Annotated in this window: 15 protein-coding genes; 14 read left to right on the top strand and 1 reads right to left on the bottom strand. The window is 63.4% G+C overall.

The genetic code is table 11. The features are described 5' to 3' along the window. Positions 1–68 precede the first annotated feature (68 nt). The 10 genes from urtB to ACYAS9_RS13065 all read left to right on the top strand — a co-directional run bounded on the left by urtB (position 69) and on the right by ACYAS9_RS13065 (position 8,753). Complete coding sequence (urtB, locus tag ACYAS9_RS13110) at positions 69–971, top strand: urea ABC transporter permease subunit UrtB (protein WP_459747140.1); 903 nt, start codon at positions 69–71, stop codon at positions 969–971. Between the two features lies 1 nt (position 972). After that, a complete protein-coding gene (gene urtC / locus ACYAS9_RS13105; RefSeq protein WP_463568722.1) occupies positions 973–2,133 on the top strand; it encodes an urea ABC transporter permease subunit UrtC in 1,161 nt (386 codons plus the stop codon). Beyond that, the gene (urtD, locus tag ACYAS9_RS13100) at positions 2,130–2,867 is read left to right on the top strand and encodes an urea ABC transporter ATP-binding protein UrtD (protein WP_463568721.1); all 738 of its coding nucleotides are present in this window, start codon (positions 2,130–2,132) and stop codon (positions 2,865–2,867) included. Before urtC ends, urtD begins: the two co-directional genes overlap by 4 nt. A 2-nt stretch (positions 2,868–2,869) precedes the next feature. Beyond that, a complete protein-coding gene (gene urtE / locus ACYAS9_RS13095; RefSeq protein ID WP_463568720.1) occupies positions 2,870–3,559 on the top strand; it encodes an urea ABC transporter ATP-binding subunit UrtE in 690 nt (229 codons plus the stop codon). A gap of 106 nt (positions 3,560–3,665) precedes the next feature. After that, positions 3,666–4,106, top strand: a complete 441-nt coding sequence (gene ureE / locus ACYAS9_RS13090) for an urease accessory protein UreE (protein ID WP_463568719.1) — start codon at positions 3,666–3,668, stop codon at positions 4,104–4,106. After that, positions 4,103–4,828 carry an urease accessory protein UreF gene (locus tag ACYAS9_RS13085; RefSeq protein ID WP_463568718.1) on the top strand — a complete coding sequence of 242 codons (726 nt, stop codon included), beginning with the start codon at positions 4,103–4,105 and terminating at the stop codon, positions 4,826–4,828. The genes ureE and ACYAS9_RS13085 overlap by 4 nt, the downstream gene beginning before the upstream one ends. A gap of 18 nt (positions 4,829–4,846) precedes the next feature. Then, on the top strand, positions 4,847–5,542 hold the full coding sequence (locus ACYAS9_RS13080) for an urease subunit beta (RefSeq protein WP_463568717.1): 696 nt from the start codon (positions 4,847–4,849) through the stop codon (positions 5,540–5,542). A gap of 3 nt (positions 5,543–5,545) precedes the next feature. Further along, positions 5,546–7,258, top strand: coding sequence for an urease subunit alpha (gene ureC, locus ACYAS9_RS13075; RefSeq protein ID WP_463568716.1), 1,713 nt, complete (start codon positions 5,546–5,548; stop codon positions 7,256–7,258). 26 nt (positions 7,259–7,284) lie between these two features. Beyond that, the gene (ureG, locus tag ACYAS9_RS13070) at positions 7,285–7,944 is read left to right on the top strand and encodes an urease accessory protein UreG (protein WP_463568715.1); all 660 of its coding nucleotides are present in this window, start codon (positions 7,285–7,287) and stop codon (positions 7,942–7,944) included. Then, positions 7,941–8,753 (top strand): urease accessory protein UreD, encoded by an 813-nt coding sequence (locus ACYAS9_RS13065; protein ID WP_463568714.1) that lies wholly within the window; start codon positions 7,941–7,943, stop codon positions 8,751–8,753. The genes ureG and ACYAS9_RS13065 overlap by 4 nt, the downstream gene beginning before the upstream one ends. A gap of 16 nt (positions 8,754–8,769) precedes the next feature. On the opposite strand, the gene ACYAS9_RS13060 is transcribed toward ACYAS9_RS13065, so the two are convergent. Further along, positions 8,770–10,206: an amidase gene (locus tag ACYAS9_RS13060; RefSeq protein WP_463568713.1), complete on the bottom strand. Its 1,437-nt coding sequence runs from the start codon at positions 10,204–10,206 to the stop codon at positions 8,770–8,772. A 101-nt stretch (positions 10,207–10,307) separates the two neighbouring features. On the opposite strand from ACYAS9_RS13060, the gene ACYAS9_RS13055 reads away from it, so the two are divergent. The 4 genes from ACYAS9_RS13055 to ACYAS9_RS13040 all read left to right on the top strand — a co-directional run bounded on the left by ACYAS9_RS13055 (position 10,308) and on the right by ACYAS9_RS13040 (position 14,085). Continuing rightward, positions 10,308–10,886: a TetR/AcrR family transcriptional regulator gene (locus ACYAS9_RS13055; RefSeq protein ID WP_463568712.1), complete on the top strand. Its 579-nt coding sequence runs from the start codon at positions 10,308–10,310 to the stop codon at positions 10,884–10,886. A 211-nt stretch (positions 10,887–11,097) separates the two neighbouring features. Further along, positions 11,098–12,150: an ABC transporter substrate-binding protein gene (locus ACYAS9_RS13050; protein WP_463568711.1), complete on the top strand. Its 1,053-nt coding sequence runs from the start codon at positions 11,098–11,100 to the stop codon at positions 12,148–12,150. A 216-nt stretch (positions 12,151–12,366) separates the two neighbouring features. Continuing rightward, positions 12,367–13,290 (top strand): ABC transporter permease, encoded by a 924-nt coding sequence (locus ACYAS9_RS13045; RefSeq protein ID WP_463568710.1) that lies wholly within the window; start codon positions 12,367–12,369, stop codon positions 13,288–13,290. Continuing rightward, entirely contained in the window at positions 13,291–14,085 is a 795-nt protein-coding gene (locus ACYAS9_RS13040; RefSeq protein WP_463568709.1) for an ABC transporter permease, read from the top strand. Positions 14,086–14,145 lie beyond the last annotated feature (60 nt).

Raw genomic sequence — 14,145 nt, 5'->3', positions numbered from 1 at the left:
GCAGGGCCGGGCGCGACTCACCTCGCGCCTGCAGCCACCCACCATGCGCAGCGACAGGTAGCGACGCAATGACTCTCGATATTCTGATAATGCAGGTCTTCAGCGGGTTCTCGCTGTTCTCGGTGCTGGTGCTCATGGCACTGGGGCTGACCATCGTCTTTGGCCTGATGGGCGTCATCAACATGGCGCACGGCGAGCTGATGGCGCTGGGGGCGTACATGACCTACGTCACCTCGCTGGTGTTCCAGCGCTATTTTCCCGAGCTGATGGGCTGGTACTTCATCGTCGGCATCGGCGTGGCCTTTACCGTGACCTTTGCCTTCGGCCTGGTGCTCGAACGCTGCTTCATCCGCTTCATGTACAACCGGCCGCTGGACACGTTGCTGGCCACCTGGGGCCTGTCGCTGGTGTTGCAGCAAGTGTTTCGCCAGGTATTCGGGCCCAAGGAAGTCAGCGTGCCGACCGTGCAATGGCTGCAAGGCGCCTGGAAGATCAGCGAAGGCCTGGAGTTGCCGCTCAACCGGATCTTCATCATCGGCCTGACGCTGGTGATCGCCGGTGCCGTGTTCCTGTTTCTGTACCGCAGCCGCTGGGGCCTGCGCATTCGCGCGGTAACCCAGAACCGCGCCATGGCTGGCGCTGCCGGCATCAACACCGCCCGCGTCGATGCGGTGACCTTCGCGCTGGGCTGCGGGCTGGCCGGTATCGCCGGCAGCTCGTTCACCATGCTGGCCTCGACCGGTCCCGTGAGCGGCCAGCAGTACCTGGTCGACACCTTCATCGTCGTGGTGTTCGGCGGTGTCGAGAGCCTGCTGGGCACCTTCCTGTCTGCGTTCGCCATCGGCCAGACGCAAATCTCGCTGGAGTACCTGACCACCGGCTCCATGGCCAAGGCCATCACCCTGATGGTGGTGATCGTGCTGCTGTTCTTCCGCCCCAACGGCCTGTTTGCCGCGAAAGTGAGACGCTGAGATGAATGACATGACTGAAAAGCCGTTTTCGCTTGATCACAGCAAGGGTTCGGCCAAGGCCCCTGCCCGCGTGCCAGGCTGGCTGCGTGGCGGCTGGCTGGCGCTGCTGGAACGTCACAGCCTGATCTGGCTGTCGATTCTGCTGCTGGTGGTGCTGCCCTTGTGCCTGGGTGATTTTCGCCTGGGGCTGGCCGGCAAATACCTGAGCCTGGCGTTCTGCGCCGTGGGCATGGTGCTGATCTGGGGCTACGGCGGGATTCTGAGCCTGGGCCAGGGCATCTTCTTCGGCCTGGGCAGCTACATGATGGCGATGTTCCTCAAGCTGGAAGCGACCGCCAACGATGAAGCCGCCAGCGCCCTCGCCGCCTTCTACGGCTCGGCCTTGCCCGACTTCATGATCTGGAACAGCGTCGAGTCCTTGCCCTGGTGGTGGAAACCGTTCGAGTCGGCGGGCTTTACAATTGCCGCGATCCTGATCATCCCGGCGCTATTGGCCTTCGGCTTCAGCTACGCCTATTTCAAGAAGCGCGTCGGCGGGGTGTATTTCTCGATCATCACCCTGTCGCTGGCCTCGATCATGTCGATCATGATCATCGGCCAGCAAGGCTACACCGGCGGCGTCAACGGCCTGACCGACTTCAAGACCGCCTTCGGCCTGAGCCTGCAAACCCCGCAAACGCCCTGGATCCTGTACCTGATCACTACCGTGCTGCTGCTCGCCAGCGTCGCGTTGTGCGGGTTCATCCTGCGCAGCCGGCTGGGCAAAGTGGTGGTCGCCATCCGTGACCGCGAAGACCGGGTGCGCTTTTCCGGCTACAACACCGCGCTGTTCAAGGCCTTTATCTTTGCCGTCGCGGCGCTGATTTCGGCGCTGGGCGGGGTCATGTTCACCTTGCAGGTCGGCCTGGCATCGCCGTCTCTGGTGGGCATCATCCCGTCCACCGAAATCGTCATCTACGCAGCCTTGGGCGGACGCCTGTCGCTGGTCGGCGCGGTCTACGGCACGTTGCTGATCGGCGTGGCGAAAACCTACTTGTCGGAGAACTTCGTCAGTTTCTGGCAGTACTTCATCGGCTTTCTGTTCATGGGCGTGGTGCTGTTCCTGCCGTCCGGGCTGGCCGGCCTGTTGCAACGGTTCAATAAACGAGAGGTGCAGCCATGAGCGGCATGTTGCTGAGTGTCGAAGACCTGACGGTGTCGTTCGATGGCTTCAAGGCCGTCGACAGCCTCAATTTCTATGTCGAGGAAAACCAGGTGCACGTGGTGATCGGCCCCAACGGTGCCGGCAAGACCACGCTGCTCGACATGATCTGCGGCAAGACCCGCCCCAGCGCCGGCAGTATCCGCTTCAAGGACCTGCAACTGGCCAACATGATCGAGTACCAGATCACCCGCGCCGGCGTGGGCCGCAAGTTTCAGAACCCGTCGGTGTATGAAGACCTGACCGTGCGCGAGAACCTCGACATCTCGTCACCCGACAAGCGCGGTATTTTCAACTGCCTGTTCGCCCGCAAGGACCCGGCGCTACAGGCCGAAATCGAACAGACCGCCGAAATGATCTTTCTCCGCGATCAACTGGGGCGCAAGGCCGGGCTGCTGTCCCACGGCCAGAAGCAATGGCTGGAGATCGGCATGCTGCTGATGCAACGCCCGCAATTGCTGCTGCTCGACGAGCCGGTGGCCGGCATGAGCGCAGGCGAGCGGGAGAAAACCGCCGGCCTGCTAAAGCGCATCGCCAAGGGCCGCGCCATGGTCATCATCGAGCACGACATGGAGTTCGTGAAATCGGTGGCCGACAAGGTCACCGTCCTGCACCAGGGCAAAACCCTGGCGTACGGCTCGATGGACAAGGTGCAAAACGATCCTCGCGTCATCGACGTCTATCTGGGGCACTGAGCATGCTGACCGTCAATAATCTCAATGTGTATTACGGCGACAGCCATGTGCTGCGCAATCTGGACCTGAACCTGGCGCCGGCCGAGTCGCTGGCGATCATGGGCCGCAACGGCATGGGCAAGACCACGCTGCTGAAAAGCCTGGTGGGCATGCTGCCGGCGCGCAGTGGCAGCATCAAGCTGGCCGGCCATGAACTGACCGGGCGCAAGAGCTACGACCGCGTTGCGGCCGGCGTCGGCTTTGTGCCGCAGGGACGCATGATCTTTCCGTTTCTGAGCGTCGAAGAAAACATCCTCACCGGCATGCAGGGCGCCAAGGCGGCGCCGATTCCCGATTACATCTACGAGTACTTTCCGGTGCTGTTCGAGATGCGCCGACGCAAGGGCGGCAACCTCTCCGGCGGGCAACAGCAACAACTGGCGATTGCCCGCGCGCTGGTTTCCAACCCCAAGGTGCTGATCCTCGACGAACCCACCGAAGGCATTCAGCCGTCGATCATCAAGGACATCGCCAAGGCGCTGAACCTGCTGAAAAAGGAGCGCGGCTTCTCGCTGATCGTCTCCGAGCAGGTGCTGTCGTTCGCCATGGCCGTGGCCGACCGTTACCTGATCATCGAGAAAGGCGAGTTCGTGCACAGCGAGGTCCGCGACACCGTCGACCGCGAGCGCATCCTGCGCTACCTGACCATCTAGTGCATATGAACGACGCGGGCTTGTGGGAAGCGGCTCTGCCGGCGATTGCAGTGCGTAGCGCTGCCAGAGGCCATGAATAAACCCTCGCGACCAGGAGAAGCTTGTCATGTTGATACTCGACCGCATCGTCGGCCAGGCCAGCGACCCTGCCCTCGCCGACCGCTTGCATGACCTGAGCCACAGCGGCCAGGTCGAAACCCTGAGCCTGTCGGCCAGCGACATTCAGCGTCACCGGCTGCGCCTGGCCAGTGACCGGGGCACCGATTGCGCGATTCGCCTGGAGCGTCATCAGCAATTGCGCAACGGCTCGGTGCTGATGCTCGACGGCCAGCGCGCCATCGTCGTGCAGATGCAGGACCAGCAGTACCTGGCGCTGCGCCCGCGCGATGCGGCGGCCGCGCTGGAGCTGGGTTACTTCGCCGGCAACATGCACTGGAAGGTGCGTTTCGAAGGCGAAATCCTGCAAGTGCCGCTCAACGGCCCTGAAGCCGATTACCTGGAACGCCTGGCGCCGATGCTGGCCGACGGCCGGGTTTCGCGGCCATGAACACGTTGCACAGCAGCCTGCTGGCGTTGCAGCAGGCCGACAGTTTTTTTCCGGGCGGCGCGGTCGCCTGGTCATGGGGGCTGGAAACGTTGGTTGCCGATGGTCGGCTGGGCATCGCCGAGACACAGCCGGTCAGGCGCCGTCAGCGCGACCGTGATCGCAGCGCTGAGGTGCGCGGCTTTGTCGAGGGCCAGTTGCGCTACCGCTGGGCCGGTTTCGACCGGGCGTTCCTGTGCGCAGCCTGGCACGCCGCCGACGATATTCCGGCCTTCATGGCGCTGGATGCGCAGATCGAGGCCTTGACCCTCGCCGAAGAACTGCGCCAGGGCTCGCGCCGTGTCGGCCAGTCCTTGCTGGGCGTGCATGTGGCCCTGGGCACGGCGGGTGCCGCGTCCTACCAGCGGCATGTGCTGGCCGCTGAAACGCCCGGCCATCTGCCGGTGCTGCAAGGCCTGCTGTGGCAACGCCTGGGCATGGATTGCGCGCACTGCCAACTGGCCGGCGCGCATGCGCTGTGTACCGGGCTGGTCAGCGCGGCGGTGCGCCTGGGCGTAATGGGCCATATCGACGCGCAGCGGGTGCTCACCGACATCCAGCCGCTGCTGCTGGAGGTGCTCGCGCAGCCGGTGCCGGACATTGCAGACGCCTGCGGTTTCACGCCCATGGCCGAGATTGCCGTGATGCGCCATGAAACCCAGGACTTGCGCCTTTTCGCCAACTAACTAATCGAGGAGCAGAACATGCTGCTGACCCCCACCGAACTGGAGCGGTTGACGCTGTACAGCGCCGCAGAGCTGTCACGCAAGCGGCGCGGCAAAGGCTTGCGCCTGAATTTTCCCGAGGCCTCGGCGCTGATCGCCGACGAGATTCTCGAAGGCGCCCGTGAAGGCCGCAGCGTCGCCGAACTGATCGGCTTCGGTTCAACGATTCTCAACACCGACGATGTGCTGCCCGGCGTCGCCGAGCTGCTGCCGGTGCTGCAAGTGGAAGGCACCTTTCCCGACGGCACCAAGCTGGTCACCGTGCACCAGCCCATTCGCCCCGGCCGGTTACCGTTGGCCAGCCTGCCCACGCCCGGAGAAATCATCGCCGCGCCCGGTGATATTCAGCTGAATAGCGGCCGCCCTACGGCGACGCTGCGGGCGGTCAATACCGGCGACCGCCCGGTGCAGATTGGCAGCCATTACCACTTTTTCGAGGTCAACAAGGCCCTGGATTTCCCCCGCGACCTCGCCTTCGGCATGCACCTGGACATTCCTGCCGGCACGGCGGTGCGTTTCGAGCCCGGCGAGCTGCGTGAAGTGCAACTGGTGCAGTTCGGCGGCAGCGGCGATATCCACGGTTTCAGCGGTTTGACCAACGGCAACCTGCACGACCCGGCCTGCAAGGTCGCGGCGCTGCAGCGCGCCCGTGCCCAACACTTCAAGGGGGCTTGAACCATGGCCACGATGACCCGCAAGGAATACGCCGCCATGTACGGCCCCACGGTGGGCGACGCGGTGCGCCTGGGCGACACCTCGCTGCTGGCCGAAGTCGAGTTCGACCATGCGGTGCCCGGCGACGAATGCCTGCACGGCGGCGGCAAGACCCTGCGTGACGGCATGGGCTTGATGCCCGGCCACGACAGCGACGACGGCGCGCTGGACATGCTGATCTGTAACGCGCTGATCATCGACCCGGTGATCGGCATCGTCAAAGGCGACATCGGTATCAAGGACGGCAAGATCGTCGCCATCGGCAAGGCCGGTAATCCGCAGGTCATGGACGGGGTGCACCCGCAATTGATCTGCGGCGTCGCCACCACGGTGCGCGATGCCGAGGGCATGATCGTCACGCCAGGCGGCATCGATGTGCACGTGCATTTCGACTCCGCGCAATTGTGCGAACACGCGCTGGCGGCCGGCTTGACCACGCTGATCGGTGGTTCGCTGGGCCCGATCACGGTGGGTATCGACTGCGGCGGCGAATGGAACGTGGGCAAGATGCTCCAGGCTTCAGAGGCCTGGCCGATCAACTTCGGTTTTCTCGGACGCGGCAATTCCAGCAAGCCCGAATCGCTGCTCGGCCAATTGCGCGGTGGCTGCCTGGGCCTGAAGATTCACGAAGACTGGGGAGCGATGCCGGCGGTGATCGACACCTGCCTGAAGGTCGCCGACGAGTACGACTTTCAGGTGCAACTGCACACCGACACCCTGAATGAATCGGGGTTTCTCGAAGACACCCTGGCGGCGATTGGCGACCGCACCATTCACATGTACCACACCGAGGGCGCCGGCGGCGGGCATGCGCCGGACATCATCAGCGTGGCCGGCAAGGCCAACTGCATTCCCTCCTCCACCAACCCGACCAACCCTTACACCGTGAACACGTTCGACGAGCACCTGGACATGATCATGGTCTGCCACCACCTCAACCCCGATGTGCCGGAAGACGTCGCCTTCGCCGAGTCGCGGGTACGCCCGCAAACCATCGCCGCCGAGGACATCCTGCACGACACCGGGGCCATCTCGATTCTGGGCTCCGACAGCCAGGGCATGGGCCGCATCAACGAAGTGATCTGCCGCACCTGGCAACTGGCGTCGAAAATGAAAGACCAGCGCGGCCGCCTGCCCGAAGAAAGCACGGCGCTGGGCGACAACGAGCGGATCAAGCGCTACATCGCCAAATACACCATCAATGCCGCCAGGGTGTTCGGCATCGACCGCTATATCGGCTCGCTGGAGCCGGGCAAGATCGCCGACCTGGTGCTCTGGCGCCCGGCGTTTTTCGGCATCAAGCCAGAGCTGGTGGTCAAGGGCGGCTTTATCGTGCACGGCGTGATGGGCGACTCGGCCGCCTCGCTCTACACCTGCGAGCCGCTGATGATGCGCCCGCAATGGGGCGCCTTCGGCGAGGCCAAGCAGGCGCTGTCGGTCAACTTCGTCAATCGCCTGGCCGTCGAGGCCGATACCGCCAGCAAGCTGGGTCTGAAAAAAGCCCTGCTGCCGGCCATCGGCACCCGCACCTTGCGCAAATCCGACATGTTGCACAACGACGCCTGCCCGGACATTCGCGTCGACCCGCAGACCTTCGATGTCTATGCCGACGGCGAGCGCCTGACCTGCGAGCCGGTCAGTGAAGTGCCGCTGGCCCAGCGCTACATGCTGCGTTGATCCCTTTCGTTTCAGGAGCCTTGATGATGAATGCACTGCCTCTGGCCTCACAAGCAGCATCCCCACAACCGCATCCCGGCGCCGCGCGCGTTGGCATCGGCGGCCCGGTCGGCTCGGGCAAGACCCGCTTGCTGGAGCAATTGATTCCGCGCTTTATCGCCCGTGGCACGCAACTGGCGGTGATTACCAACGACCTGGCGACCCGGGAAGACGCCGAACGGGTGCGGCGCAGCGGCCTGATCGATCCGCTGCGGGTGCGTGCCGTGGAAACCGGCGCCTGCCCGCACACCGCGATCCGCGAAGACCCGACGCTGAACCTGCAAATGGCCGACGAACTGGAAGCGCAGTTTGAAAACCTCGACCTGGTGCTGATCGAGTCCGGCGGCGACAACCTGGCCTCGACCTTTTCCCTCGACCTGGTGGACTACTGGATCTTCGTCATCGACGTGGCCGGCGGCGACGATATCCCGCGCAAACGCGGGCCCGGCGTGTTGAGTTGCGACCTGTTGGTGGTCAACAAATATGACCTGGCGCCCTATGTCGGGGTCGATCTGCCGCGCATGCGCCGCGAGTCCGACGAGGCGCGCAATGGCAAGCCGGTGCTGTTCACCAACTGCGCCACCGGCGAAGGCGTCGACGCGGTCGTCGAAGCCATCAGCCGCGCCGTGCTGTTTGATTGCCCATGAACATTACCTTCAGCCAGAGCCCGGCCGGCACCACTTACATCAGCGGGCAGCACGTGGGTTATCCGTTTCACCTGGGGCGCACGCTGACACTGCCGGATGACCCGCCCGGCATGGCGGCGGTGTACCTGCAATCGTGCTCCGGAGGAATCTTTGCCGGCGAAAACCTGCAAGTGCAGTTGCAGGCCGAGCCTGGAACGCTGGCCCACGTCAGCACCGGCGCTGCAACGGTGGCGCACAGCATGCTGGAACAACCGGCGCGGCAAGTCGTCAACCTGGTCGCCGAGCGCGGGGCGTTGCTGGAATACCTGCCGATGGCGATGATTCTGTTTCCGCAGGCCAGGCTGCACAGCCAGGTCAACGTGACCCTGCATCGTGAAGCCAGGGTGATGCTCTGCGATGCCATGTGCCTGCATGCACCTCAAGGAAGCGCGGGCGTGTTCGACCACTATCGCGCCGATCTGGCCGTGCGCAGCCCGTGCGGCCGGTTGCTGGCCGGCGACCGCCTGGCCTTGAGCGGTCAGGACATGGGCCGCCAGTTGCCCGGCGTCAGCGAACACATGCAAGCACTGGCGACCTTCATGCTGGTGGGCCATGAACTTCCGGTCGAGGCATTGAAACGCAGCCTGCGTGAAGCGTTGTCCAGCCTGCCTGACAGCTACCTTGGTGTCAGCGCGCTGCCTAACGATTGCGGGGTGAGCGTACGCATCATGACCCTCGATGCCGTGGCCTTGCGCAGCGCGCTGCACCACGCATGGGCCTGCGCCCGCGAATCGCTGACCGGCATAGCGCCGCGGGTGCGGCGCAAGTAAAGGGTTAATGGCCAGATCAGCGATGACCGGCCCACACCGCCGGGCGGCGATTGCTCCATGGCAGCGCACGCTCCAGTTGCCCGGCCAGGCTCAACAGCAGGCCTTCGGCACCGAAGCCGGCCATGAACTGCAAGCCGATCGGCAACCCGCTTTGCGGATCATGCGCCAGCGGCACGGACATCGCTGGCGAGCCGATCACGTTGGCCAGCGCGGTGAATGGCGACTGATCGAACACCCTGTGCATCCAGCCGCGTGCGTCCAGATGCTCCTGGCCTGCGTTGTAGGTGCCAATCAGCGGTGCCAGGCCGGGCAAAGTCGGCGACAGCAGCAGGTCGTGTTGCTCGAACAAACGGCCCATGTGCCGGGCAACGATATTGCGCTCGTACAACGCGCCCAACAGTTCGGTGGCGCGCAGGATTTTGCCGGACCGATACAGCGCCAGCGTCGCCGGCTCCAGGTGTTCGGCATCCACCGTGCGCCCGGTGGCGGCGGCAATGGCGTCGATCCAGGCAGCGGTATTGGACGACCAGAAGCGCGTGTTCAATTCGACAAAAGCTTCCCAACTGATGCCGATCTCCGGCTGTACCTCCTCGACCCGATGCCCCAGAGCCTGAAGATGGCCAACGGTCTGGTTAAGCGCCGCCTCCACCGCCGGGTGCAGCGGCTGGGCATTGAGCGGCCGCCGCTGCACAGCGATCCGTAACGGTCCCGGCTCGCGTTGAGCCTGCTGCAAAAAAGCCGTTGCAGGCGCCGCAATCTGAAACGGATCACCGCACGCGGCGCCGTGCAAGGCATCCAGCAGCCGCGCACTGTCACGCACCGAGCGCGTCAACACGCCATGCACTGCCAGGCCGCTCCAGACCTCATCGACCTCCGGCCCCATCGGCAGCCGCCCGCGACTGGGTTTAAGACCGAACAGTCCACAAACCGAAGCCGGCACCCGAATCGAGCCGCCGCCATCGGTGGCATGCGCGACAGGCACCATGCCGGCAGCCACCGCCGCTGCCGAGCCCCCACTGGAACCGCCGGCGCTGCGCTCGACGTCCCACGGGTTGCGGGTCGGTCCGCATAAACGGCTTTCAGTGGTGGTGCTGGCGGCAAACTCCGGCGTGGTGGTTCGGCCCAGCGGCAACAAGCCGGCCAGGCGCAGGCGGCTCATCAGTTCAGAATCGGCCGGCGCCGTGCAACCCAGCGCCAGCGCACTGCCCAGTTCGTTGCGACGTCCTGCGGCCGTAATGCCCAGATCCTTGACCAACAACGGCACGCCCTGCAAAACGCCAGGCCCCGCAGCGGGCTCATCGGCCCAGATTTCGACCAGTGCATTGAGCTGTGGATCGAGCGCTTCAATCACCTGCAAGGCCGTAGTACGCACCTCTTGGGCAGTGACCTGCTGGTCCTGGATCAACTGCGCCAGCCCGGTGGCATCGTGTGCGGCGTATTCGTACGAGTGCATGAAACTCTCCTGATCGGTATGATGGATACTATTCGGTATCGCGCGATACTTATCAGTATCATGCAATACTAACCAGTATCGCTGTCAAGCGGAGCGTTGCCATGCGTCCTGACCGAACACCCCAGTTGCCCCCTCGCGAGCGCATCGTCGATGCAGCGCAAGCCTTGTTCACCGAACAAGGCATCACCCGCGTCAGCGTCGACGCCATTGCCGCGCTGGCGGCGTCGACCAAAATGACCGTGTACCGGCATTTCGAAAACAAGGACTCGCTGATCCTGGAATGGCTTGAACGGCTGACCGAAAGCTACAGCGACGTGCTGGATAAACTGGCTGCCGAGCACCCCGACTCGCCGCGTCAGCAACTGCTGGGCTTTACCGATTTCATCGTTCGGGACCTGCAGCGTGCGGGCTATCGCGGGTGTCCGTTCACCAACACCCTGGCCGAACTGCCGGAGGCCGATCACCCGGCGCGGGCACTGATTCAGGCGCACAAGCAGCGCCAGTTCGCGCGGCTGACGGCGCTGTGCGTCCAGTCAGGTGTCAGCGAACCGGAGCAGGTGGCGCAAGAACTGACCCTGTTTCTGGAAGGCGCTCAGGTGGTGGCGCAGAACAAGGGGATTGAGCAGGTAGGAGAGCAATTGAGCCGAATGGTACGGCGGCGGTTCGAGGCTATTGCATAGCGTACGGACGCGCCTGACGCCCTCCCCGCCGCCAACGCACGAAATACCGTGGCCGTTGCCATTTTCGCAATAAAGCGCTTTTCATCCGCGCATTTGTGGCCGCTTCGTTCATGGGCAAGCCGGTACATTAGATCTCCATGGTCCCGCAGAGCGACCGACAACAAAACCTACAGCTCGCCTCAGAAAACTGCCAACCATTCGGAGTCTTTCCATGAGCACATTGCGCACCACAGCTTTCAAACTCGCGAGCCTGGCCCTGTTCATCGGTGGCGCTGCCCAGGCCATGGCCGAGGACATCACCTTCGTTTCCCAGGGCGGTGCCTATCAGGAGGCACAGAGCAAGGCGATTCTTGAGCCGGCTGCCAAAAAGCTCGGTTTGACGCTCAAGCAGGACAGTTCACCGAAGGCCTACCCGATCATCAAGACCCAGGTCGAGAGTGGCAAGGTCACCTGGGACGTGGTCGACCTGCCCACCGGCGATTGCATTCGCGGCCAGGCCGAAGGCCTGTTCGAGACGCTCGACCTGTCGCTGATCCCCAACGCCGCGCAGATACCCGACAGCCTCAAGGACGCCTACAGCGTCGGCTACATCAGTTATTCCACGGTCATGGCCTACCGCACGGACGCCTTCAAGGGCGATAACGCTCCCAAGACCTGGGCCGACTTCTGGGACACCAGGAAGTATCCGGGCCAGCGCTCGCTGCGCAACCTGCCGCGCCCGACCCTGGAAATCGCCCTGCTGGCGGACGGCGTGCCGATGGACAAGCTCTACCCGCTGGACGTGGACCGTGCGTTCAAGAAGCTTGAACAGATCAAACCCGACATTGCCACCTGGTGGACATCCGGCGGGCAGTCGGCGCAGCTGATCAGTGACGGCGAAGTCGACATGATCCAGGCATGGAACGGCCGTATCACCGCCGTGCAGGCCGCCGGCGCACCCGTGGCCTTCGATTACAACCAGGGCATTCTGGAAACCAACTCGCTGTGCGTACTCAAGGGTTCCCCGCACAAGGTGGCGGCGATGAAGTTCGTCAACGAAGCGATCGATGCCAGGCTTCAGGCGGCGCTGCCGATGATCATCGACTACGGCCCGCTGAACCCCGAAGCCTTCAAGACCGGCGTGATCCCGGCCGAGCGCGAGGCAAAATTGCCGTCCTCTCCCGAGAATCTCTCTCGCCAGGCCCTGCTCTCGGCGCAATGGTGGGCATCGCAAGACGGCGTCAAGGCCGAAGAGCGCTGGCTGGCCTTCGTCCAGAAAAAGTAACGGCCGCCTATCGTTGCGCCGCGGGCCAGACGCCCCGGCGCAGGACATGCCGTCTGCCTCCCCGATTTCGACATAAAGCACTTCGGCACCGGCCAATTCCACCCGCTTCGTTCGTTGGCATCCCGGTACATTAGGCCTGAGGGTCCCGCAGAGTGACCTGTGCCGATCACTCGCGCTTGCCTTAAGTACCTGCCCACCCTTGGGAGTTCTTTACACATGTCAAACGCCTATCTGGCCAAATCCGTACCCGACTCCAGCGACCAGCCGCCGCCGTTGACCAGCGAACACGCGCTGGCCCGTGAAGAGCGCAAGGAACACACCTCGATGCTGTTGCTGCTCACGCCCGCGCTGGTGATGGTGGTGGTGCTGTTGATCATGCCGCTGTGCTGGCTGGCCTTGCAGTCGGTGCAGACCGAGGAAGGTTTTTCGCTGGCCAACTACCTGCGGATTTTCCAGGAAACCATCTACTGGGACACCTTCGCCCTGACCTTCAAGATCAGCTTCATGGTGACCGTCCTGTCCATCGTGATGGGCTTCCCCATCGCCTACGCCGCTTCGCGCCTGCACGGTTTCTGGGCCAACCTGATTCTGATCTGCGTGATCCTGCCGTTCTGGACCAGCGTGCTGGTGCGCGCCTATGCCTGGCTGGTGCTGTTGCAGCGCCGTGGTCTGGTCAATCAGACGCTGATGGACCTGGGCATCATCGACCAACCCCTGACGCTGATGCACAACACCACCGGCACCGTGATCGGCACGCTGCACGTGATGCTGCCCTTCATGGTCCTGCCGTTGTATTCGGTGATGAAAAAGATTCCCCAGGACCTCATGCAAGCCTCGGAAAGCCTGGGCGCGAAACCCTTCTATACCTTCCGCCGCGTGTTCCTGCCCATGGCGGCGCCGGGAATCATGGCCGGTTCGATCCTGGTCTTCGTCATCTGCCTGGGCTTCTTCATCACCCCTGAGCTGCTCGGTGGCGGTCGCACGATCCTGGTGTCGATGCTGGTGCAACGCAACGTCGAGCTTTATCACGCCTGGGGCGCGGCCAGCGCGGTCGGCCTGGTGCTGCTGTTCGTGGTGTTCCTGATTTTCTGGGGCATCAACCGCTTCATTCCCATCGAACGTATTCTGGGGGCTCGCTAAATGAACCTGCTTGCCAAGCTGCGTCACTTTCGCCTGTCCCACGTGCTGTTCACGGTCGTGGTCGCGGTGATCCTGCTGTACCTGATCATCCCGGTGTTGATCGTGGTGCCGATGTCGTTTTCCGAAGCCCGTTTTCTGCAGTTTCCGCCCAAGCAATGGTCGTTGCATTGGTACGAAGCGTTCTTCAACAGCGCAGAGTGGATGTCGGCGGCACGGGTCAGCCTGATCACGGCCTTTTTCACCATGGCGATCAGCTTGCCGATCGGCATGGCGGCCGCCTACGCCATCAACAACTCAAGCTTGAAGGTGGTGCGCACGCTGCAGATTATTCTGCTGTTGCCGATGATGGTACCGATCATCCTGATCGCCGCCGGTGTGTTCTTCGTGTATGCCCGGGTCGGCCTGATCAGCACCCTGACCGGGCTGGTGCTGGCGCATATCATGCTGGCGCTGCCCTACGTGATCATTGCGCTGCTGGCCGGCTTGCGTAATTTCGACATGTCGCAGGAGATGGTCGCGCGCAGCCTGGGCATGAATCGCTTCCGGGCGTTCATGGCCGTGACCCTGCCGCAGATCAAGCCGAGCGTGGTGTCGGCCACGTTGTTCGCCTTTATCACCTCGCTGGATGAAACCGTGGTGGCCCTGTTCATCTCCGGTGGCGACAACCAGACCCTGACCAAGCGCATGTTCACGGCGCTGCGTGACGAGATCGACCCGACCATTGCCGCCATCAGCTCGATCCTGATCCTGGCCTCGCTGATCCTGGTGGTGATCGCCGGACGCAACAAGCAGTAAACCCTTCGCGCCGTAACACCTTTGCCCGCGCATGCGGGCAAAGGCGTTCATGGGATTACC

This window comes from Pseudomonas sp. HP_08, from assembly GCF_055284095.1.
This window is presented reverse-complemented; position numbering and strand designations above follow the sequence as displayed.